This is a genomic window from Microvirga sp. ACRRW (assembly GCF_022346925.1).
Classification (GTDB): domain Bacteria; phylum Pseudomonadota; class Alphaproteobacteria; order Rhizobiales; family Beijerinckiaceae; genus Microvirga.
The window spans coordinates 1-20,887 of record NZ_JAKRNJ010000014.1 but is presented as its reverse complement, the minus strand read 5'-3'; the positions used below and the strand labels follow the sequence as shown (position 1 = coordinate 20,887).

Sequence of the window (20,887 nt, the reverse complement as noted above, 5' to 3'; positions counted from 1 at the left end):
ATCGCCCCGGCTTTCTTTTTTCGCGCCCGCTCCTCATCCGAAGAGCGGGCATTTTCATTTATGCGTTATCGCAGCCCTTAAGCCGCAAGCTGGCGCAGCACGTAGTGCAGGATGCCACCGTTGCGGAAGTATTCGACTTCTTCCAGCGTATCGATGCGGCAGAGCACGGGCACGCGCTTCACCGAGCCGTCGGCGTAGGTGATTTCCATGTCCGTGATCTGGCGCGGCTTCAGGTCGCCCGAGAGACCCTTGAGGGTGATGGTCTCATCGCCCTTCAGGCCAAGCGATGCCCAGGAGGTGTCGCCCTGGAACACGTAAGGTGCCACGCCCATGCCGACGAGGTTCGAGCGGTGGATGCGCTCGAAGCTCTCGGCGATCACGGCGCGCACGCCGAGCAGGTTCGTGCCCTTGGCCGCCCAGTCGCGGGACGAGCCGGTGCCGTATTCCTTGCCTGCCAGGATGACGAGCGGAACGCCCTCGTCCTTGTAGCGCATGGCGGCGTCGTAAATGAACATCCGCTCGCCGGAGGGCTGGTGGATGGTGTAGCCGCCTTCGACCACGTTGCCGCTCTCGTCCTTCACCATCTGGTTCTTGATGCGGATGTTGGCGAACGTGCCGCGCATCATGACCTCGTGGTTGCCGCGACGGGTGCCGTACTGGTTGAAGTCGGCAACGCGCACCTGATGCGACTGCAGGTATTCACCGGCCGGCGAAGCGGCGCGGATGTTGCCTGCGGGCGAGATGTGGTCGGTGGTGATCGAGTCCTGGAAGAGGCCGAGGATGCGCGCGTTCAGGATGTCCGTGACGGGCTTCGGCTCCTTCGTCATGCCCTCGAAGTAGGGCGGGTTCTGCACATAGGTCGAACCCATGTCCCACTCATAGGTGAGGCCCGGCTCGAAGGTCACCTTCTTCCAGTTGGCGTCACCGGCGAACACATCGGAATAGCGCGACTTGAACAGCTCGCTCGTGATCGTGCGGTCGATGAACTCCTGCACTTCCGCCGAAGACGGCCAGATGTCCTTCAGGTACACCGGCTTGCCGTCTGAGCCCGTGCCGAGCGGATCCTTGGTGAGATCCACCAGCATGGAGCCGGCAAGCGCATAGGCCACCACCAGCGGAGGCGAGGCGAGGTAGTTCGCGCGCACGTCCGGGTTCACGCGGCCTTCGAAATTGCGGTTGCCCGAGAGCACCGACACGGCCACGAGGTCGTTGTCGTTGATCGCCTTCGACACGTTCTCCGGCAGCGGGCCGGAATTGCCGATGCAGGTGGTGCAGCCGAAGCCGACGAGGTTGAAGCCCAGCGCGTCCAGGTCGCCCTGGAGACCGGCCTTCTTGAAGTATTCCTCGACGATCTGCGAGCCGGGCGCGAGCGAGGTCTTCACCCACGGCTTGGACTTCAGGCCCTTGGCGACGGCGTTGCGGGCGAGAAGGCCCGCGCCGATCATTACGCTCGGGTTCGAGGTGTTGGTGCAGGAGGTGATCGCCGCGATCACCACGTCGCCGTGGCCGAGATCGAAATTGGCGTTCTCCACCTTCACGCGCTGGCTGATGTCGCCAGCCTTGCGGAACTCCTTCTCCATGGCGCCGAGGAACTCGGGCTTGGAGGTGTCGAGGGTCACGCGGTCCTGCGGACGCTTGGGGCCTGCGAGCGAGGGAACCACATCGCCGAGGTCGAGCTCGAGGGTGTCGGTGAAGACCGGGTCGGCCATGTCGGGGGTGAGCCACATGCCCTGGGCCTTGGCGTAAGCCTCGACGAGTGCCACGCGCTCATCCGTGCGGCTCGTAGTGCGAAGGTAATCGATGGTTTTTTGATCGACCGGGAAGAAGCCGCAGGTAGCGCCGTATTCGGGAGCCATGTTGCCGATGGTCGAACGGTCGGCCACCGACATGTCGGTGAGGCCGGGGCCGTAGAACTCCACGAACTTGCCGACCACGCCCTTCTTGCGCAGCATTTGGGTGACAGTGAGCACGAGATCGGTCGCGGTCACGCCTTCCTTCAGCTTGCCCGTCAGCTTGAAGCCGATGACTTCGGGGATGAGCATGGAAACCGGCTGGCCGAGCATGGCGGCCTCGGCCTCGATGCCGCCCACGCCCCAGCCGAGAACGGCAAGGCCGTTGACCATGGTGGTGTGCGAATCGGTGCCGACGAGGGTGTCGGGATAGGCTACTTCCTCACCCGTGGCGGTATCCTTGCGGGTCCACACGGTCTGAGAGAGGAATTCCAGATTTACCTGGTGGCAGATGCCGGTGCCGGGGGGAACGACCGAGAAGTTCTCGAACGCGGTCTGGCCCCACTTAAGGAAGCGGTAGCGCTCGCCGTTGCGCTGGTATTCCAGCTCGACGTTGCGGTCGAAGGCCTTGGGCGTGCCGAACTCGTCCACGATCACCGAGTGGTCGATGACCAGATCGACGGGCACGAGCGGGTTGATCTTGCGCGGGTCGCCGCCGAGGTTCTTCATGGCGTCGCGCATGGCAGCGAGGTCGACCACGGCGGGAACGCCGGTGAAGTCCTGCATCAGCACGCGGGCGGGGCGATAGGCGATTTCCTTCTCGTCCTTGCCCTTGTTGTGGAGCCATGCGGCCACGGCCTCGATATCGGTCTTGGTGACCGTGCGGCCATCCTCGTAGCGGAGCAGATTCTCCAGCAGCACCTTCATGGAGAAGGGCAGCTTGGAGGCACCTTTCAGGCCGTTCTTCTCGGCCTCGACGAGGGAGTAATAGGTGTAAGACTTGTCGCCGACCTTGAGAGTCTGGCGGGCATTGAAGCTGTTATTGAGCGTCACGGCGAATCCTCGCGTGCATTGGGTTACGAACGAACAGTTTGTTCGGCCGAAAGCGCGAAATGCGCGCGCCGCTCCGGGGGCGCCCGGACAGGGGAAAAGCGCGCGAGACGGATTGGACGCCTTGGCGCGCGGCGCAGCCAAGGGTGCTATAGATCATTTCGAACCATCCCGCTACACGGTTTAGAACCATTCTGGGGTGCAAAGAGGGCAGGGGTCTCGGGGTTTGCGTCTGACCGTTAACAATTTGGCCTGCGAGCGGGGCGGCCGCCGGATCTTCGAGGGGGTGTCGTTCACTCTTCAGACCGGCGAGGCCTTGGTCATCACCGGGCGCAACGGAGCCGGCAAATCGACCCTGCTGGAGCTTCTGGCCGGGCGTCTCCATCCTGCCGGCGGCAAGATCCTCTGGGAGGGGACAGGCGAGCGCAGTCTCCAAGAGAGCCTGCACTATGTCGGCCATCGCGATGCCCTCAAGACCGCGCTGACGGCCCAGGAGAATCTGGATTTCGCCAGGGATTTTCTTGGAAATCCGGCGCTCTCCGCCCGCGAGGCCCTGGAAGCCGTGGGGCTTGCCCACGCCGCCCGGCTGCCGGTGGGCTATCTCTCGGCAGGCCAGCGGCACCGCGTGGCGCTCGCTCGTCTCCTCGTGGCTCATCGCCCCCTCTGGCTTCTCGACGAGCCGACCTCGGCGCTTGATGCCGCCTCGCAGGAGATCCTGCGCGAGCTTTTGGAGAATCACCGGGCGCAAGGCGGCATGATCGCCGCCACGACTCATTCGCCGCTGTTCCTCTCCGAGCCGAAGGAAATCAGGATCGAGCGGGCCAAGGCACCTCTTTCGCATGAGGGAGACGGAGAATGATCCGCTCCTTCCGCGCGCTCCTGATCCGCGACCTGAAACTCGCTGCCCGCGTCGGCGGCTCGGGCGTCATGGGCCTCATCTTCTTCCTGATGATCGTGACTCTGATTCCCTTCGCGCTCGGTCCCGATCTCAATCTTTTGTCGCGAATCGGCCCGGCGATCCTTTGGATCGCGGCCCTGCTCGCGACTCTTATTGGCCTCGACCGGCTGTTTCAGGCCGATCAGGAGGACGGCTCCCTCGAGTTGTTACGCCTCTCACCCGCGCCTCTCGAAATGATCGTGCTCGCCAAGGTCATTGCCTATTGGCTCACCACCGGATTGCCGCTCGCTATTGCCGCGCCGCTCTTCGGCCTGCTCGTGGCGCTCTCGCCCGAGAGCATGCTCGCCATGGTGGCGACGCTGCTCGTGGGCACGCCTGCGCTCACCTTCATCGGTGCGGTCGGCGCGGCGCTCACCGCCTCGCTTCGGCGCGGCGGCCTGATCCTCGCGATCCTGGTGGTGCCCTTCATGATCCCGACGCTGATCTTCGGCGTCTCGGCAGCGAATGCGGCGCTTGGCGGCACGGTGCCGTTCGCGACGCCGTTCCTCATCCTCATCGCGCTGTCGCTGATCTCAGCCGTCGTCGGCACGGTGGGCGCGGCGGCGGCTCTGCGGTCGGGGGAATAGTTTTCATGAGTGAGCGTCTCGTCCATCGCATGCGCCGTTCATTGAACGGGCCTGTGCCACCGCCTGCGTGGCCGAAAGACGTTCGCCTCGTGCCGTTCGTGCCGGACGATCATGCGCAGCGGATTCATTCCCTTCTCGTGACCGCCTATGCGCATGGCGGAGGCTCGGTCGCGACTTTCGATATCTGGTGGCCGCGCCTGCGCGACGATGCCCAATTCGATCCGGCGCTCTGCCTTGTCGCCGTGAACGAGAACAATGACGTCGCCGCCGTCGCGCAATGCTGGACCAGCGCCTTCATCAAGGATCTCGCGGTCGCTCCTGCCTATCGCCGGCAAGGCTTAGGCGCAGCACTGCTCCATGAAGCCTTCCGGGTCTTCAGGGAACGCGGCGCGGCTTTCATCGAGCTGAAAGTGGAAGCGGACAATCCCTCGGGAGCCTTGCGTCTTTATCGAGGCCACGGATTCAAAGAGGTCGAATCCTATTTTCTGCCTTAAGGCCTTAGATTGATCCCGAAAGCCTGCTCGATTGCGGGCTTGCCCTCCCGCTCCACACGATAGATCGCGCGATAAAGGCCGGCCTTGAACCCGCCATCCGGCTGCTTCACGCCGGAAAACATCATCCATTGCGCTTTGTTGCGATCAAGCGGCGGAGCCTTGTTCTGGGCAACCGGCTTGCCGTCAGCGTCGAACAGAGTGAGCGTCTGCACGTCGCCGCCTTTGAGGCCGATGGCGCGTACATAGGCGACGAGGGCAGGAGATTTCGTCGTCGGGACATTCTGTTCTGCCGAGCCCGATTCGATCCCCTCCATGCTCACCGGTCCGGGCGCGAACCCTTTGTTCAAAACGCTGCCCGCCTGATAGGCCAGGGAGGGTCTCACACTCTCTTCCCACAAGGAGGAAGCGCCCCGGCTGTCGCAGGATTTGGTGGGTGGCGCCGTGTCGAACGGATCGACCACCTTGCCGTCCTTGCGGAGGGTGAAGTGGAGATGCGGGAACTCGGTCGCGCCGGAGAGCCCGACCTGACCGAGCTTATCGCCAGCCTTCAGCACATCGCCGGATTTCACGGACAAGCTGCCCTTGGCCATGTGGCAATACTGGGCCTGCCAGCCGTTGCCGTGATCAACGACGGCGCCGTTTCCGCATTCGATATTCTCGACGCTCTCCCGGCCCCGGCCCGTGATGGAAATATCCTCCATCCCGTCGCGGGTGCGCAGAACCTTACCGTCGGCGGCGGCCACCACATCCACGCCAGCCTTCATGGCCGCCGTGGTGGGCACGCGGATGTCCGTGCCGTCATGCCCGTCATAGGTCATCGTCCCGCAGCGGTAATCGGCGATCCCTGAATCTTGGATGTGATCCACGTAATGCTGGATGAAGCAGGTGCGCCCGATCTCGCAGGCGACAGGCAGGCGAAGCGAGATGTCCTGCGCATACGCAGTCCCGCTGAGGCAAAGGGCGATGAGGCTGAAGGCCGGAAGGCGCATGGCTTGCTCCGCAACAAAGATGCGAGGACCATAACCCTTCCCATGGCGATTGAAAGGCAGTCGCTCGTGTCATTCCCGGCCGGAGCGAAAGCGGAGGGGAAGGGAAGCCATAGCGTTGCGCTTGATAGTGGATCCCCTTCCCGGCCCCGATGGGCCGCCGGGGATGACACCGTTATGCGCTTACGGACAATCCCGGATTGCCGAGAGATCCTCCTGGCCGCTAAGAGAACGCCAATCCTGGCGAAATCGTTATTCCTGCGGCGCGCGTCCGCGTTGCAGGCGCGCCCAAGGGCCGCTACATCGTGCGTATGATCCGTGAGCTTGCCAATCCCACCCGCTTCATGAGCCTCAGCGGCACCCTTCTGCCCTGGGTCACGGGCTTGGCCGTGCTGTTGCTTGCAGTTGGCCTCTACATGGTCTGGTTCGTCGCGCCCGCCGATTACCAGCAGGGCGAGACCGTGAAGATCATGTATATCCACGTGCCGGCGGCCTGGCTGTCCCTGTTCTTCTACATGATCATGGCAAGCTCGGCCCTGGGCACGCTGGTCTGGCGCCATCCCCTCGCGGACGTTTCGCAGAAAGCCGCCGCGCCCATCGGGGCCGCCTTCACGCTCATCTGCCTCGTGACCGGCTCGCTCTGGGGCAAGCCCATGTGGGGCACCTATTGGCAATGGGATGCGCGGCTCACCTCCATGCTCGTGATGCTGCTCATCTATCTCGGCATCCTGGCGCTCTGGCGCGCCATCGAGGAGCCGAACCGCGCCGCGCGCGCCGTGTCGATCCTCACGCTGGTCGGCGCGGTGAACGTGCCGATCGTGAAATTCTCCGTCGATTGGTGGAACACCCTGCACCAGCCGGCCTCCGTGTTCCGCCTCGGCGGCCCGACGATCCACACCTCCATGCTCGTGCCGCTGCTCGTCATGGCGGTCGCCTTCACGCTCATCGGCGTGGCGCTCCATCTGTCAGGCATCCGCACGGAAATCCTGCGCCGCCGGGTGCGCACGCTCAACCTTCTCGAGGCCGAGCGCCTCGATGCTCAGGCCGCCTGATGACGCACACGTTCTTCATCGCCTTTTCCTATAGTCTCACGGCGCTCGTGATCTTAGGCCTCACCTTGCGCGCCGTGATCGATCATCGCGCGCAGGTCCGCGCGCTCGCCGATCTGGAGTCGCGCGGCATTGGCCGGAGGTCGCGCCGTGGCTGAGGCAAGCGCGCCGCGCTCGCGGCTGGTCTTCATCCTGCCGGTGATCGTTTTCGTGGTGCTGGCGGTTTTGTTCTTCGTGCAGCTCACCTCGGGTCGCAATCCGGCGGACCTTCCCTCCGCGCTCCTCAACAAGCCCGTGCCGGTCTTCTCACTCGCGCCGTTGGAGGGTTTGACGGCCGACGGCAAGCCCGTTCCGGGCTTTTCCAACGAAGACCTGAAGGGTCGCGTCACCATCGTGAACGTCTGGGCCTCCTGGTGCGCGCCCTGCCGTCAGGAGCATCCGCTGCTCGTCGATCTCGCGAAGGACCCGTCCGTCCGGCTCGTGGGCATCAACCAGAAGGACAACCCCGATAACGCCCGCCGCTTCCTCGGCGCCCTCGGCAATCCCTACGCCGCCGTCGGCGTCGATCCGAAAGGCCGCGCCTCCATCGACTGGGGCGTCTACGGCGTGCCGGAAACCTTCATCGTCGGCCCCGACGGCACCATTCGCCACAAGCATATCGGGCCGCTGACGCCGGAGAATCTTGCAGGGTTCAAAGAGCGCTTAAGCCAAATCCCGCGCGCTTGAGGCGGTTGATCGCCACATCCAGCGCCGAGAGAAACGCCGAACGGTCCTTTTGCGAAAACGGCTTCGGCCCGCCGGTCACGTCGCCCATGGCGCGCAGGTCTTCCATCAGATTTCGCGTGGCGAGCGCCATGCCGATGGAGGCTTCCGTGAAGGGCTTGCCCGTGGAACCGATCACGTCCGCGCCAGCCGTCACGCAGCGATGGGCAAGCGGAATATCGGCGGTGATGACAATAGTGCCGCGCCTTGCCCGCTCGGCGATCCAGTCGTCCGCCGCGTCGAAGCCGCTGCTCACCACCACGCGCTCGATCAGCGGGCTTTGCGGCACCATGAGAAACGCGTTCGCGACGACGAAAACCTTCACGCGGTGGCGTTCGGCGACCTTGTAGACCTCGTTCTTCACCGGGCAGGCATCGGCATCTATGTAGATTTCGATGGCTTGAGAGGTCTCGGTCATGAGCCATTTATTCCTTGTAACGGGCATGCTTTGGCCGAAATAGCGAACAAAGCTGCCCGCTCGGCACTTGTCATCCATAACCGAGCCTCAGGCGAAAAGAACCCCGTGGACCATACTTCCCGCATCCGCACCGCCTGGATTTCCCTCCGCAACCGGCGAAGATCGCCGGAATTGAGCGAGGTTACGCAGCGGCTGATCCGCGAGGCGGATACGGGCGCCTTGCAGCGCGCCGGCATCGTGCGCGTGGTGGTGGCCGGCATCATGCTCCTCTCGGTATTGCTGGTGACCTATGGGATCGAGCTTGCGAACCCCATGGCGCGCAAACAGATCGCGGCGGCGGAGCTGACGCTGGCGCTGTTCGGCGTTTCTGGCTGGATGAGCGCGTGGCTCGCCTCGAAACGCATCGCGGTCAAGCAGCTTCCCATCTTCACCGCCGTGCTGGATGCGCTGCTGGTGCTCGGGAACCTTGCCTATTCCCATTGGGGCCTAGGGGTCCCAGGCGGATTGTTCGCGGTCTTTCCGGTCACCTGGGTGGTTCCCATCACGCTGGCTGCGGTGGCGATCCATTACCAGCCGCGCCTGCAGATCATGGTGGCCCTGATCTATGTGGCGGGCTTGTCGCTCCTCGCCTTCGGCGGCGAGACGTTGAGCCCCACGGAACGCCGGGAAGACCTGTCCGAGATCAACGCGGTGTTCTCGGACCAGGCCAATCTGGTGCGGCTTGCCATGATCTTCTCCCTCGCGCTGATCCTCATTCTCGTGGCGCGCCAGGGCCGTGTGCTGCTGGAGCGGGCAGTGCGCGAGACGACGCTGCGCGTCAATCTCACCCGCTATCTGCCGCGCGAACTCGCGCCCGTGCTCACCGAGCAGGCTTTCGCATCCTTGAGGCAGGGGCGGCGTGCCCATGTGACAGTTCTCTTCGTCGACATGCGCGCTTCCACATCCTTCGGCGAGAGCATGGACCCCACGCGGCTTGCGGTCTTCATCACCTCGTTCCGCCGCCGGGTCTTACGGGCCGCAAGCCGCCATGGCGGCGTCATCGACAAGTTCACGGGCGACGGCGCGCTCATTCTCTTCGGCGTGCCGGGAGAGGGCGAGGACGATGCGAAGCGCGCGATCGCCTGCGGGCGCACGCTGCTGCAGCTGATCCAGCGCTGGAATGCCAAGCGGCAATTCGATCCGCCCGTGCGCGTCGGCATCGGCATTCATACGGGCGAGGTGTTCTGCGGCGTGGTGGGAGATGAAAGCCGCCTCGAATTCACCGTGGTCGGCGAGACGGTGAACATCGCCTCGCGCATCGAGCAGGCCACGAAGAGCACGGATTGCGAAATCCTCGCCTCGCAGGAAACGGTGGAGGAGGCGGGCGACGCCGATCTCTGGTGTGAGGTGGCGCACGAGCCCTTGCCCGGCGTCACCCGCAACATGGTGCTGCTGAAGCCCGTTTAGGCCTCTTCCGTCTTCTTCGTATCGTAGCGCAGGATCAGCGGCGTCTGCGCGAAGGCGAAGGCGATGGTGAGCGGCATGATGCCGAAGACCTTGAAGCTCACCCAGAAATCTGTGGTCTGCGTGCGCCAGACGATCTCGTTGATGGCGGCGAGCGCGAAGAAGAACAGCGCCCAACGGAGAGTGAGCTTGCGCCAGCCCTCTTCGGTCAGCTCGAACATGCTGTCGAGCACGATCTGGAGGAAGGGCTTGCGGAAATACAGGCCGCTCAACAGCACGAACCCGAACAGGGAATTCACGATGGTGGGCTTGAGTTTGATGAAAAGCTCGTCCTTCAAAAGAAGCGTAAGCCCGCCGAACACCACGACGACGACCGCGGAAACCAGCGGCATGATCGGCAGCTTGCGCAGCAGGAAATAGCTGATGCTCAAGGCAATGATCGTCGCCACGATGAAGATGCCCGTGGCCACGAAGATGCGCTGATCCTCAGGCACGCCGAAGCGCGGCGCATAGGAATTGCTGAAAAAGAACAGGCTCAGGGGCCCGAGCTCGAGCACGAGCTTGAGGAGCGGAGGGAGGCGCTTTTCAGCGGTTGTCTTTGCGTCGATCATGGTGCTGCTTCTAACCCGGCAATGGCTTTCGCGAAATCCCCTGCGGTGAAAGGTTCCAGATCCTCCACGCCTTCGCCGACGCCGATGAAATGCACGGGAAGGCCGAACTTGGCCGCGAGCGCCACCAGGATGCCGCCGCGCGCCGTGCCGTCGAGCTTGGTCATGACGAGGCCCGTCACGCCCGCGGCCTTCTGGAACAGCTCCACCTGGCTCACAGCGTTCTGGCCCACTGTGGCATCGAGCACGAGGAGTGTCGCATGGGGTGCGCTCTCGTCGAACTTCCTGATCACGCGCACGATCTTTTCGAGCTCGGCCATGAGGCCCGCCTTGTTTTGCAACCGGCCCGCCGTGTCGATCAGCAGCACATCGGTGCCGTTGGCTTTGGCCTCTTGCAGGGCGTCATAGGCGAGGCCCGCCGCGTCCGCGCCCTGCTCGCGGGCGAGAACCGGCGCGCCGACCCGCTCGCCCCAGACCTTCAGCTGTTCGATGGCGGCGGCGCGGAAGGTGTCGCCGGCAGCCAACATCACCTTCAGACCCTGCTGCCGGAATTTCTGGGAGAGCTTGCCGATGGTGGTGGTTTTGCCTGCGCCGTTCACGCCGATCATGAGGATCACGAAGGGTTTCTTCGAGCGGTCGATGGTGAGCGGCTGAGCGACGGGAGAGAGAGCTTTCTCGACTTCGCTCGCGAGAATGGTTTTTACTTCCTGCGGCGAAATCTCCTTGTTGTAGCGGCCCGCCGAGATTGCTTCCGTGATGCGCAGGGCGGTGGGCACGCCGAGATCGGCCTGGATCAGGGCGTCCTCCAGCTCCTCCAGCGTCGCCGCGTCGAGCTTGCGCTTGGTGAAGAGGCCCGTGACGCTGTCCGAGAGGGACGTCGAGGTCCGGCGCATGCCTTCCGTCAGCCGCTGCCACCAGCCTTGCGTCGGGGCGGGCTGGGCTGGGGCCGGCGGGACCACCTCGGCGGGAGCAGGCTCGGACACGGGTATATCCGCGGCGGCGATGTCGGGACGCAGCTGAGGCCCGACATCGGTCAGGATCTCCGGCAGCGGTCCCTGCGGACTGGTGCCCTCCGGAGTGAGACCCTCCACAGGCTGCAGATCGGCCCCTGCCAATTCAGGCGCCGTCTTGTTCTCCTCGGGCGTATCGGGCGAGGCCGTGGTGACACTCGGCGGGGCAGCCGTCAGATCATCCGCAGCAGTCGCGGGCGGAGAGGGCATGGCCTCGGGCTCACCGCCGGCCTGAGGGGCGACTTCCGCTTCCTTGCGCCCGAAGAGACGGGACAGGAATCCGGGCTTGTTTTCGGCCATGCTTTGCGTGCCTCGTGATGCTGGTGCTTGATTTAGTGCTTGGGCCTCGATAGCCGAGGCAGCATGAATGCGGAAGAGATAGTAAGCCGTTTGCTGTATCGCGATGCCCTGATGCTCGTGATCGACAAGCCTGCCGGTCTGCCGGTGCATCCCGGCCCCAAGGGCGGGGAGACCTTGTTCCATCACCTGGATGCCCTCCGTTTCGGCCTGCCGAGACGGCCGGAAGCGGCGCACCGCCTCGACAAGGACACCTCGGGCTGCCTCGTGCTCGGCCGCCATCCGAAGGCCATCGCCCGGCTCAACGAGCTTTTCCGCAAGAACGAGATCGACAAGGTCTATTGGGCCGTGGTCGAGGGCGGGCCTCACGAGGATGAAGGCGAGATCGATCTGCCCCTCGCGCCGAAATCGCCGGATCGCGGCTGGTGGATGAAGGTGGACCCGAAGGGCCAGCCCTCGCTGACCAAATGGCGCGTGCTGGGGCGCTTCACCTCCCCCTTGAGGGGGGAGGTCGCGCCGGAGGCGCGGGAGGGGGTGGGAAGCGCCAGTTCTGAGAATTCAGCGCCGCCACCCCACCCCGGATCGCTGATGCGCTCCGACCCTCCCCCTCAAGGGGAGGGTGAAAGGCGGCTGACCTTGCTAGAACTGCGCCCTATCACAGGCCGCACCCATCAGCTGCGCGTGCATTGCGCGGCCATGAACTTCCCGATCCTGGGCGATCCGATCTACGGCACCGCTCCGCGTTTTCACGGTCCGGGCCTGCATCTGCATGCGCGCAGCATCACGGTGCCGCTCTATCCGAAGAAACCGCCAATCTTCGTGGAAGCGCCGGTGCCGGAGCATATGCGCGAGCGAGTGGAGCTGTGCGGCGTCATCCCCGGCGGCGGAGCCGAGCCGGGATCGTCCGCAGAATAGAGCGCCAATCTCGTAAACCGATCCCGGATCTTCGCTGTGCTTCGTCCGGGATGACGCTTGGGTTTTTAAGCCGCCAGCAGATCCTTGCCGTCGTGCCCCGCAATCGTCGTCGGCAAGATCGTGCCCTGCGTCACGGGATTTGCGAAGCGCACGAGGGTAAAGCCTTCCGTGCGGCCAACTTGATTGGCTTCGACCAGCACGTTGCGCTGTGCGCCTACCTCTTTGACGAGATGCTTCAGCAGCGCCGCCTTGCCCTTTTCGCGAAGCCTCTTCGCGCGGTCCTTCACGACGTCACGCGAAACTTGAGGCATGCGCGCGGCGGGCGTGCCGGGGCGTGGCGAGAATGGGAAGACGTGGAGATGCGTGAGGCTGCACTCGTCGACGATATCGAGGGAGCGCGAGAACATCTCTTCCGTTTCCGTCGGAAAGCCCGTGATGATGTCGGCGCCGAAGACCATGTCGGGGCGAAGGCGTTTCACCTGCTCGCAGAAGGCGATGGCGTCGTCGCGCAGGTGGCGGCGCTTCATGCGCTTGAGGATCATGTCGTCGCCAGCCTGCAATGAGAGATGCAGATGCGGCATCAGGCGGCTCTCGTTGGCAATCGCATCGAGAAGATCATCGTCCGCTTCCACCGAGTCGATGGAGGAGATGCGCAGGCGCTCCAGCTCCGGTACATGGCGTAAGATGCTCTTCACCAGCGAGCCGAGCTTCGGCTCGCCCGGCAGGTCCTTGCCATAGCTCGTGATGTCGACGCCGGTGAGCACCACCTCGCGCGAGCCGTGCTCCACGAGGGTGCGCACCTGCTCCACCACTGCGCCCATGGGCACGGAGCGGGAATTGCCGCGGCCATACGGGATGATGCAGAAGGTGCAGCGATGGTCGCAGCCGTTCTGCACCTGCAGGAAGCCGCGGGTGTGCCCGCGAAGGCCGTCGATCAGGTGCATGGCGGTTTCCTTCACCGCCATGATGTCGTTGACGAGAACTTTTTCGGATGAGCCCAAGCCGAAATCGCGCATGGATACCCAAGTCTCGGCCTTCATCTTCTCGTGGTTGCCGAGAACTTGAGCGACCTCCGGCATGGAGGCGAAGGTTCCGGGCTCCACTTGCGCCGCGCAGCCCGTCACGATGATGCGGGCATCGGGCTTTTCGCGCGCGATCCTGCGGATTGACTGACGCGCCTGGCGCGTCGCCTCGGAGGTCACCGCGCAGGTGTTGACGATGATGACCTCGCCTAAGCCCGCATCCTCCGCGTGGCGCTGCATGGCCTCGGATTCGTAGATGTTGAGGCGGCAGCCGAAGGTAACGACCTCGACGCTCATCAGGCTGCCCCCGCGAACAGGGCAGGAGGGAAGAAACCCTCGTGCTCCAGCTGCGTCTCGCCGGTCATGAGCACGTGGCCGTCGCTCTCGCGCCACTCGATCAGAAGGTCTCCGCCGGGAAGCGAGATTTTGGCCTTGCGGCCTGTCAGGCCCTTACGGGCCCCCGCCACCACGGTGGCGCAGGCGGCGGAGCCGCAGGCGCGGGTGGCGCCCGCTCCGCGCTCCCAGACGCGAAGGATCACGTGGTCTGGGCTAACGACCTGAGCAAAGGAAATGTTGGCTCGCTCCGGAAACACCGGATCGTGCTCGAAGACCGGGCCGACAGCGGCGAGATCGTAGGATTGTGCATCTTCGACCCAGAAGATCGCATGCGGGTTGCCCATGCTCACGACGGATGGGTTTTGCAGCTCCGGGTGTTCCGGCAGATGCCTATCGACCGCAACGGCGCTGGTGTCGGAAACGGGTGCGCGTAAGGGAATCTCGTTCCAGGCGAGGCGCGGCGGGCCCATATCGACGGTAAACACCGTGTCGGAGACGCGCGTCACCGGCAGGAGGCCGGCTTTGGTTTCGAGCACCAGGCCCTCATGAACCGGGCGGCTCATGACCGGGTCGGCCAGCATGGCCCAGGCGACGCAGCGGGTGCCGTTGCCGCAGGCGCCGGATTCCGAGCCGTCCGTGTTGTAGATGCGCATGGAGGCATCCGTTCCAGGCGAGACCGCATCGTGCAGCACCATCAGCTGGTCGAAGCGCGAACGGGGATCGGCGGCGATGGCGCGTGCCTCCGCAGGGCTCACCACATGGGCGGAGTCACGCAGGTCCAACACGGTAATCTCGTTGCCGAGACCGTTCATCTTCAGGAAGCGGTGGTTCGCGAGGGGGCTCATCATGACGCTGCTTTTCAAAGGCTTATGGCCGTATATGGCCGAAAATTCCGAAAATCGCGAGAGGGAGCTTTAACCCTGCTTCCATCTGACATGCACAGTGAGGCTTGGACCACCTCGCGGCCCGGTCAAAACCCCCTTATGCTCCGGCTCATCACTCTGTCGTGATTCGAAGTTAAGGCATTCCCATGCGGCTGCGCTCCACCACCTTCTGTCTCGTGCTCGCCCTCTGCTCAAGCGTGGCCCTGGCACAGACTCCGCCCGCAGCAAGCCCATCTCCGGCCGCTCCAGCGCCTGCAGAATCCGTACCGGCGACGCCAGCCCCCCAGCCCGCTCCGGCTCCTGCCGCCCAAGTTCCTGCTGCTCAAGCCCCGGCGGAGAGCGCCCCCGCTCCCTCGGCCCCGGCCTCCGCGGCTGAGACCCCGGCCCAGCCGCAGCAGCCGACGACGGCGCAGCCCGCCCCGGCTCCCATCGCGCCCGCCCAGCAGTCGGCGCGCACGACGCTCTTCCCCAATCCGAACGATCCCACGGGTGTGGAGGAAGGCGTGCTCACGGCCAAGCCGTCGGCAATCCTCACCGGTACCAGCACCTGGGACGATGCCTTCACCAACCTGAAGAACGCGGTCGCGAAGCTCGATGCTGAGCTGAAGAAGGCGAACATTGCGTCCGCAGGTCGCCCGATCACCATCTTCGTTCATACGGACGATAACGGCTTCAAGTATGAGGTCATGATCCCGATCGCGCAGGCGCCCGAGGGCAAGACCGAGCTGACGCCGGAGATCAAGTTCGGCAAGACGCCGGAAGGCAAGGCATTCCGCTTCGTGCACAAGGATGCCTATGATGAGATCGACGGCACCTACGAGACGATCACGGCCTATCTCGACATCAAGGAAATCGTCGCCAACGACGCCTTCATCGAGGAATACGTGAGCGACTTCACGGATTCGCAGGACACCAACTTCGAAGTGAATATCTACGTTCAGCCGAAATGACGATTGCTCTTTTCGATCTCGACGGGACCCTGACCGACCCGAAGACGGGCATCACCCGCTGCATCCAATACGCCCTCGAAAAGCTGGGCCGCCCCGTTCCGCATGCGGACGAGCTGACATGGATGATCGGGCCGCCTCTGGTTGCAGGCTTCACGAAGCTCTTCGGCGCGCCGGACGATGCCATGGAAGCGGTGCGGCTCTATCGCGAGCGCTTCAGCGATGTCGGGCTGTTCGAGAACGAGGTTTATCCCGGCATTCCGGCTGTTCTCGAAATCTTGCAGGATGCTGGCGTCCGCCTCTTCGTCGCGACCTCCAAGCCCCATGTTTTCGCAAGGCGGATCATCGAGCATTTCGGCCTGTCGCACTTCTTTCACGAAGTTTACGGGTCCGAGCTCGACAACCGCAACGCCGACAAGCGCGACCTGATCCGCCACATCCTCGATGAGGAACGCTTCGACCCGCTCCGAGCCGTCATGATCGGCGACCGGGAGCACGATGCCATCGGCGCGCGGGCCAATGGCATCGCCGGCATCGGCGTCACCTGGGGCTACGGCTCCCGTCAGGAATTGCTGGATGCGGGCGTGACATGCTTCGTGGACCGGCCCGGCGAGCTCATAGACCCGATTCTGACCCTGACGGGATCCACGCTTCGCCCGGCCACAACGGCCTGAACCGTTCCGGCGAGATCTCCGACTTTTCAAGCGCCGCTGCCAGCTCCACCGGCGGCTCGTCGACGCCTTCGTTGGTGAGGCGGAATGTGCCCCAATGGTGGCCGAGCGCCTGCTGCGGAGCGATGATGTTGAACACCTTCACCGCATCGTCCGGGTTCATGTGCTGCGGCTGCATGAACCAGCGCGGCTCGTAGGCGCCGATGGGAAGATGCGCGAGGCGGATCGCGCCGAAGCGCTCGCGGACCGCATGGAAGATCTTGCCGTCGCCGAAGCCCGTATCGCCGATATGGTAGATCGTGCCTTCCGGCGTGGTGAGCACGAAGGCACACCAGAGCGCCATGCGCCGGTCGTTGATGCCGCGCGCGGACCAGTGATAGGCGGGTTCCAGATGCACGGTGACGCCTGACCCAAGATCGACCGACCCGCCCCAATCCCGCACCTCGACGGAAATCTCAGGATGCTCGGCGTTGATCACCGCATCGTTGCCGAGCGGCGCGATGAAGCGCGGCTTATATTTGTGCCAGAGGCGGCCCAGGGTCTCGATGTCGAGATGGTCGTAATGGTTGTGCGTGATCAGCACCGCATGGATCGGCGGCAGATCCTCGAAGCGGATGCCGGGCGGATTGACCCGCTTCGGGCCTGAGAACGAGACCGGGCTCGCCCGCTCGGAAAACACCGGATCGGTGAGGATGTTGAGCCCCGCCACCTGGATCAGGAAGGAGGCGTGGCCGATCAGCGTGACCCGCAAGTCCTTCACCTCGGCTGGAGGCATGTCCTGAAAAGGGCTTGGAAAACTCTCCGGCCAGTCCTTACGCCCGCCGCCGAGCTGCCAGCGCAGCAATTCGCCAAAGCCCTTGTCCTGCGGCTGGCCCGGCGAGAAGAACCGCACCCCGTCGAAATGGTCGCTCACAGGGCCCTGGTAATAGCGGTTCGTGGCGCGGGCGGCTGTCATCCAGCCAAAGGCGCCCGTGGCGGCGATGGCGGGGAGACCTAAGGCTTTGAGAAGGGTGCGACGGTTCATCGGTGACTTATTAGGTGGCTCAAGAGGCCTCTTATTGCACCCCGCATGAGACAATTCCACGCTTCTTGATAAGCCTGGAGTTGTCGCTCGTGACCGTGAAGAGGCTCAGCTGATAAGTCCCTCTGCTGGTATCGTCGTCGGGTTTGCGTTTGGTTTCCACGACGAGCTCGACATAGGCGTGAGGCCCCTCGATGCGCTCCCAATAGAGCAGCAATTTGATGTCGCGGGCATCGATCCAGTGGTGGACGAGGTTCTCCTGGCTCAATTTCAGGTGCCGGAAATCGTCGGGCGCCCCCTTCAAAAGGAGGTTCAGTTCGGCCTGGAAGTTCAGGAAAGGGCTGCCGTGACCATAAGGAACGGCCGATAAGGCCGTGAAATCGATGGCTTTATCCTTCGCCTCGCAATCCAAGGTGCCTGTGGCCCGGGCAGCCCCGATGCTCAGGACAAGACAAGCACAAGCGATAGCGGTGCGAGGGAGCATGCGGGCTTTCTCCATGAAAGGCCAAGCTAATTCAGGGTTGGGTCAAAGAGAAGGTGAGGCGACTTTCTTGACTCTCCGGTCATTTCCCCTTACGTGCTGACCGCAAATCTGTAGAGCGAGCCCTTATGAGCCGCCGACCAGCCTGAGAGGCTGGAGGTCAACGTCCGACAGCGCGATGCGCCCTCGGGCGCGCTTTCATTTGGTCTTTCTCCACTACACCGACCCTCATCCTGAGGAGCCGCGTCAGCGGCGTCTCGAAGGAGGGTCCAGCGGGCACTGGAGACGCCTCGTCCTTCGAGACGGACCTGACGGTCCTCCTCAGGATGAGGCTGCGAAAGAGCCCGACGAATGGACGAAGGAATGTCGAAAGACACATTGCGCATCGAGGACGCGGTCAACGAGACCTGCCCGTGGTCGGGAAAGCCGATCGCGGCGGATTCGCTCACCCTCTATCGCGGCGAAGTGGTCGGCTTCTGCAATCCCGGCTGCCGCGACAAGTTCGAAACGGCAATCAATCAGTTTGAAAAGGCCATCGCGGATCGCGATGTACCACTCATTGCAAAAGGAATTGAGTGATCATGTTCGAAGGCCTTTCCGATAAACTTTCCAACATCCTGAATTCCCTCACGCGCCGTGGCGCGCTGACGGAAGAAGATGTGAACGCCGCCCTGCGCGAAGTCCGCCGCGCCCTGCTTGAGGCCGACGTTGCGCTCGAGGTCGTGCGCTCCTTCACGGACAAGGTGCGCGCCCGCGCGGTCGGTGCCGAGGTCGTCAAGTCGGTCTCGCCCGGCCAGCAGGTGGTGAAGATCGTCCACGATCAGCTCGTGGACATGCTGGGCTCGGACGCGGAGGTGATCAGTCTCAACGCGGTTCCGCCCGTCGGCATCCTGATGGTCGGTCTCCAGGGTTCGGGTAAGACGACCACCACCGCCAAGATCGCCAAGCGCCTGACGGATCGCGAGAACCGCAAGGTCCTCATGGCCTCGCTCGATACGCGCCGTCCGGCGGCGATGGAGCAGCTCGCTGTGCTCGGCAAGCAGGTGGGCGTCGATACGCTCCCCATCGTGACGGGCCAGTCGGCGGTGCAGATCGCGCAGCGCGCCATGGAGGCCGCGCGCCTCGGCGGCTACGACGTAGTGATGCTCGACACGGCAGGCCGCGTGACCGTGGACGAGGCGCTGATGGTGGAAGCCGCCGACGTGCGCGCCGCCACCAACCCGCACGAGGTTCTGCTCGTGGCGGATGCGCTCACCGGTCAGGACGCGGTCAACACCGCGCGCGCCTTCGACGAGCGCCTCGGCGTCACCGGCATCGTGCTCACCCGTATGGACGGTGACGCGCGCGGCGGTGCCTCGCTCTCCATGCGCGCCGTCACCGGCAAGCCGATCAAGCTCATCGGCACGGGCGAAAAGGTCGATGCGCTGGAGGAGTTCCATCCGAGCCGCGTCGCCAACCGCATCCTCGGCATGGGCGACATCGTCTCGCTGGTCGAGAAGGCCGCCGAGAACTTCGACGCCGCGCAGGCCCAGCGCATGGCCGAGAAGATGCGCAAGGGGAAGTTCGATCTCGAAGACCTGCGCGAGCAGCTCTCCCAGATGGAAAAGCTCGGCGGCATCGGCGGCTTGATGGGCATGATGCCCGGCGTCGCCAAGATGAAGGCGCAGCTCGAAAACGCGAATATCGACGACAAGATCATCAAGCGTCAGCGCGCCATCATCGATTCCATGACACCGTCTGAGCGCCGCAATCCGGATATTCTCAAGGCCTCGCGCAAGAAGCGCATCGCGGCAGGCTCCGGCACGAAGCCCGAGGACATCAACAAGCTGCTCAAGATGCACCGCCAGATGGCCGACGTCATGAAGATGATGGGCGGCGGCAAGGGCAAGGGCATGGCAGGCCAGCTCGGCAAGATGTTCGGTCTCGGCGGTGGCGGCATGCCCCAGCCGACGCCGGAGCAGATCGAGGCGCTGCAGAAGCAGATGGGCGGCAAGCTCCCCGATTTCCCGGGCACGGGTGCAGGCGGCGGACTTCCGTCTATGCCGAAGGGCGTTCCGGGCCTGCCGGGCCTTGGGCCGAAGATGCCGGGTCTGCCTGGCATCGGCGGCTTCCCGTTCGGTAAGAAGAAGTAAGCGGCAATGTCGACTGTGACGCAGATGCATGAGATGAGTGACGCGAGCGCTGAATTGCAGCGCCTGCGCGACTCCATCGACAATCTCGATGCGGTGCTCGTTCACACGCTGGCGGAGCGTTTCAAGTGCACGCAGAAAGTAGGCGAGCTCAAAGCACGGCACAGCCTTCCGCCTGCCGACCCCATCCGCGAGGCAACGCAGATCAAACGTCTGCGCTCCCTTGCAGAGACCGCGAAGCTCGATCCCGACTTCGCTGAAAAGTTCTTGGCCTTCATCGTTAGGCAAGTCATCCGCCATCACGAAGCGATCAGCACGGCTGGTGGCGTTGTCGAGGGAGGCCGGCCATGAACGAGAACTTCAGCGCCACTGAGCTACTTCAGCGCGCTCATGCGCTGTCAAAAAAATTGGAAGATGCAGAAATCTGGAACGAGATCCGCTTCTTTCGTAAGGACGGAATTACCGTCCTTGCACGCGTTCCCGGTGAATACTGGGAGATCGATCTGCTCGAGGACGGCACTACCGATGTGGAAGTGCTTCGATCCACGGGTGATTTAGAGGATGAAACCTCTATCGAACGCCTGATCAGCGAATTTAGCGAAAAGCCTAAACACTAGGAGAAACCCATGTCCCTCAAGATCCGTCTCACCCGTGGTGGTGCGAAGAAGCGTCCTTACTACCGCATCGTCGTTGCCGACTCGCGCTCCCCGCGCGATGGCCGTTTCATCGAGAAGGTCGGCACCTATGACCCGATGAAGCCGAAGGACGATGCCGGCCGCGTCGTTCTCGAAGTCGAGAAGATCAAGGCTTGGCTCGCCAAGGGCGCCCAGCCGACCGACCGCGTCCTGCGCTTCCTCGATGCCGCTGGCCTCCTGAAGCGTACGGCCCGCAACAACCCGCAGAAGGCCGTTCCGGGCAAGAAGGCGACCGAGCGCGCTGAAGCCAAGGCCGCTGCCGCTTCGGCTGGTGAAGGCGAGGCTGCTTAAAGCCATGACAAGGGGGCGCAACCCATCCTCCCCTCGAGGGGGAGGGTCGACGCTGCGTCAGCAGCGGCGGGGTGGGGTGGAAACACCCCATTCTGCAAGGTCGCTCTCCCACCCCACCCCGGAC

At 63.8% G+C, this 20,887-nt stretch carries 24 protein-coding genes; 15 read left to right on the top strand and 9 right to left on the bottom strand.

Features of this window, described 5'->3' with window-relative positions:
• Window positions 1–77: 77 nt before the first annotated feature.
• Window positions 78–2,783 carry an aconitate hydratase AcnA gene (acnA, locus tag MHY87_RS18370; protein ID WP_239354024.1) on the bottom strand — a complete coding sequence of 902 codons (2,706 nt, stop codon included), beginning with the start codon at window positions 2,781–2,783 and terminating at the stop codon, window positions 78–80.
• Between the two features lie 223 nt (window positions 2,784–3,006).
• Between acnA and ccmA the strand changes: the two genes are divergently transcribed.
• From ccmA to MHY87_RS18355, 3 genes are read left to right on the top strand one after another with little or no spacing between them, the layout of a single operon-like run.
• Window positions 3,007–3,639 carry a heme ABC exporter ATP-binding protein CcmA gene (gene ccmA / locus MHY87_RS18365; RefSeq protein ID WP_239354023.1) on the top strand — a complete coding sequence of 211 codons (633 nt, stop codon included), beginning with the start codon at window positions 3,007–3,009 and terminating at the stop codon, window positions 3,637–3,639.
• Window positions 3,636–4,304, top strand: coding sequence for a heme exporter protein CcmB (gene ccmB / locus MHY87_RS18360; protein ID WP_239354022.1), 669 nt, complete (start codon window positions 3,636–3,638; stop codon window positions 4,302–4,304). The genes ccmA and ccmB overlap by 4 nt, the downstream gene beginning before the upstream one ends.
• A 5-nt stretch (window positions 4,305–4,309) precedes the next feature.
• A complete protein-coding gene (locus tag MHY87_RS18355) occupies window positions 4,310–4,798 on the top strand; it encodes a GNAT family N-acetyltransferase (RefSeq protein ID WP_239354021.1) in 489 nt (162 codons plus the stop codon).
• On the opposite strand, the gene MHY87_RS18350 is transcribed toward MHY87_RS18355, so the two are convergent.
• Window positions 4,795–5,787 carry a M23 family metallopeptidase gene (locus MHY87_RS18350; RefSeq protein WP_239354020.1) on the bottom strand — a complete coding sequence of 331 codons (993 nt, stop codon included), beginning with the start codon at window positions 5,785–5,787 and terminating at the stop codon, window positions 4,795–4,797. The genes MHY87_RS18355 and MHY87_RS18350 overlap by 4 nt on opposite strands.
• 308 nt (window positions 5,788–6,095) lie before the next feature.
• On the opposite strand from MHY87_RS18350, the gene MHY87_RS18345 reads away from it, so the two are divergent.
• From MHY87_RS18345 to MHY87_RS18335, 3 genes are read left to right on the top strand one after another with little or no spacing between them, the layout of a single operon-like run.
• Window positions 6,096–6,836: a heme ABC transporter permease gene (locus MHY87_RS18345; RefSeq protein ID WP_239354040.1), complete on the top strand. Its 741-nt coding sequence runs from the start codon at window positions 6,096–6,098 to the stop codon at window positions 6,834–6,836.
• Window positions 6,836–6,991 (top strand): heme exporter protein CcmD, encoded by a 156-nt coding sequence (ccmD, locus tag MHY87_RS18340; protein ID WP_239354019.1) that lies wholly within the window; start codon window positions 6,836–6,838, stop codon window positions 6,989–6,991. The genes MHY87_RS18345 and ccmD overlap by 1 nt, the downstream gene beginning before the upstream one ends.
• The gene (locus tag MHY87_RS18335) at window positions 6,984–7,559 is read left to right on the top strand and encodes a DsbE family thiol:disulfide interchange protein (RefSeq protein WP_239354018.1); all 576 of its coding nucleotides are present in this window, start codon (window positions 6,984–6,986) and stop codon (window positions 7,557–7,559) included. The genes ccmD and MHY87_RS18335 overlap by 8 nt, the downstream gene beginning before the upstream one ends.
• On the opposite strand, the gene MHY87_RS18330 is transcribed toward MHY87_RS18335, so the two are convergent.
• Entirely contained in the window at window positions 7,525–8,013 is a 489-nt protein-coding gene (locus MHY87_RS18330; protein ID WP_239354017.1) for a YaiI/YqxD family protein, read from the bottom strand. The genes MHY87_RS18335 and MHY87_RS18330 overlap by 35 nt on opposite strands.
• A gap of 105 nt (window positions 8,014–8,118) precedes the next feature.
• On the opposite strand from MHY87_RS18330, the gene MHY87_RS19005 reads away from it, so the two are divergent.
• Window positions 8,119–9,459 (top strand): adenylate/guanylate cyclase domain-containing protein, encoded by a 1,341-nt coding sequence (locus MHY87_RS19005; RefSeq protein WP_239354016.1) that lies wholly within the window; start codon window positions 8,119–8,121, stop codon window positions 9,457–9,459.
• Here MHY87_RS19005 and MHY87_RS18320 read toward each other — a convergent pair.
• Both MHY87_RS18320 and ftsY read right to left on the bottom strand, forming a co-directional pair.
• Window positions 9,456–10,067 (bottom strand): septation protein A, encoded by a 612-nt coding sequence (locus MHY87_RS18320; RefSeq protein WP_239354015.1) that lies wholly within the window; start codon window positions 10,065–10,067, stop codon window positions 9,456–9,458. The two genes, MHY87_RS19005 and MHY87_RS18320, sit on opposite strands and share 4 nt — an antisense overlap.
• Entirely contained in the window at window positions 10,064–11,374 is a 1,311-nt protein-coding gene (gene ftsY / locus MHY87_RS18315) for a signal recognition particle-docking protein FtsY (protein WP_239354014.1), read from the bottom strand. The genes MHY87_RS18320 and ftsY overlap by 4 nt, the downstream gene beginning before the upstream one ends.
• A 63-nt stretch (window positions 11,375–11,437) precedes the next feature.
• On the opposite strand from ftsY, the gene MHY87_RS18310 reads away from it, so the two are divergent.
• Window positions 11,438–12,286 carry an RluA family pseudouridine synthase gene (locus MHY87_RS18310; protein WP_239354013.1) on the top strand — a complete coding sequence of 283 codons (849 nt, stop codon included), beginning with the start codon at window positions 11,438–11,440 and terminating at the stop codon, window positions 12,284–12,286.
• A 65-nt stretch (window positions 12,287–12,351) separates the two neighbouring features.
• Here MHY87_RS18310 and mtaB read toward each other — a convergent pair whose 3' ends face one another.
• A complete protein-coding gene (gene mtaB / locus MHY87_RS18305; RefSeq protein ID WP_239354012.1) occupies window positions 12,352–13,605 on the bottom strand; it encodes a tRNA (N(6)-L-threonylcarbamoyladenosine(37)-C(2))-methylthiotransferase MtaB in 1,254 nt (417 codons plus the stop codon).
• Complete coding sequence (gene dapF / locus MHY87_RS18300) at window positions 13,605–14,489, bottom strand: diaminopimelate epimerase (protein ID WP_239354039.1); 885 nt, start codon at window positions 14,487–14,489, stop codon at window positions 13,605–13,607. Before dapF ends, mtaB begins: the two co-directional genes overlap by 1 nt.
• A 185-nt stretch (window positions 14,490–14,674) precedes the next feature.
• On the opposite strand from dapF, the gene MHY87_RS18295 reads away from it, so the two are divergent.
• Both MHY87_RS18295 and MHY87_RS18290 read left to right on the top strand, forming a co-directional pair.
• Window positions 14,675–15,478 carry a GyrI-like domain-containing protein gene (locus MHY87_RS18295; RefSeq protein WP_239354011.1) on the top strand — a complete coding sequence of 268 codons (804 nt, stop codon included), beginning with the start codon at window positions 14,675–14,677 and terminating at the stop codon, window positions 15,476–15,478.
• A complete protein-coding gene (locus MHY87_RS18290) occupies window positions 15,475–16,149 on the top strand; it encodes an HAD family hydrolase (protein WP_239354010.1) in 675 nt (224 codons plus the stop codon). Before MHY87_RS18295 ends, MHY87_RS18290 begins: the two co-directional genes overlap by 4 nt.
• Here MHY87_RS18290 and MHY87_RS18285 read toward each other — a convergent pair.
• Together MHY87_RS18285 and MHY87_RS18280 are read right to left on the bottom strand one after the other, a co-directional pair.
• The gene (locus tag MHY87_RS18285) at window positions 16,091–17,170 is read right to left on the bottom strand and encodes an MBL fold metallo-hydrolase (RefSeq protein ID WP_239354009.1); all 1,080 of its coding nucleotides are present in this window, start codon (window positions 17,168–17,170) and stop codon (window positions 16,091–16,093) included. The genes MHY87_RS18290 and MHY87_RS18285 overlap by 59 nt on opposite strands.
• Window positions 17,171–17,201: 31 nt before the next feature.
• Window positions 17,202–17,651: a hypothetical protein gene (locus MHY87_RS18280; protein WP_239354008.1), complete on the bottom strand. Its 450-nt coding sequence runs from the start codon at window positions 17,649–17,651 to the stop codon at window positions 17,202–17,204.
• 360 nt (window positions 17,652–18,011) lie between these two features.
• On the opposite strand from MHY87_RS18280, the gene MHY87_RS18275 reads away from it, so the two are divergent.
• The 5 genes from MHY87_RS18275 to rpsP are packed head-to-tail and all read left to right on the top strand — an operon-like array spanning window position 18,012 to window position 20,763.
• Entirely contained in the window at window positions 18,012–18,227 is a 216-nt protein-coding gene (locus MHY87_RS18275; protein WP_239354007.1) for a glutathione S-transferase, read from the top strand.
• 2 nt (window positions 18,228–18,229) lie between these two features.
• The gene (ffh, locus tag MHY87_RS18270) at window positions 18,230–19,780 is read left to right on the top strand and encodes a signal recognition particle protein (RefSeq protein WP_239354006.1); all 1,551 of its coding nucleotides are present in this window, start codon (window positions 18,230–18,232) and stop codon (window positions 19,778–19,780) included.
• 6 nt (window positions 19,781–19,786) lie between these two features.
• Entirely contained in the window at window positions 19,787–20,128 is a 342-nt protein-coding gene (locus MHY87_RS18265; protein WP_239354005.1) for a chorismate mutase, read from the top strand.
• Window positions 20,125–20,394, top strand: coding sequence for a hypothetical protein (locus MHY87_RS18260; RefSeq protein ID WP_239354004.1), 270 nt, complete (start codon window positions 20,125–20,127; stop codon window positions 20,392–20,394). The genes MHY87_RS18265 and MHY87_RS18260 overlap by 4 nt, the downstream gene beginning before the upstream one ends.
• Before the next feature lie 9 nt (window positions 20,395–20,403).
• Entirely contained in the window at window positions 20,404–20,763 is a 360-nt protein-coding gene (gene rpsP, locus MHY87_RS18255; protein WP_239354003.1) for a 30S ribosomal protein S16, read from the top strand.
• Window positions 20,764–20,887: the final 124 nt, after the last annotated feature.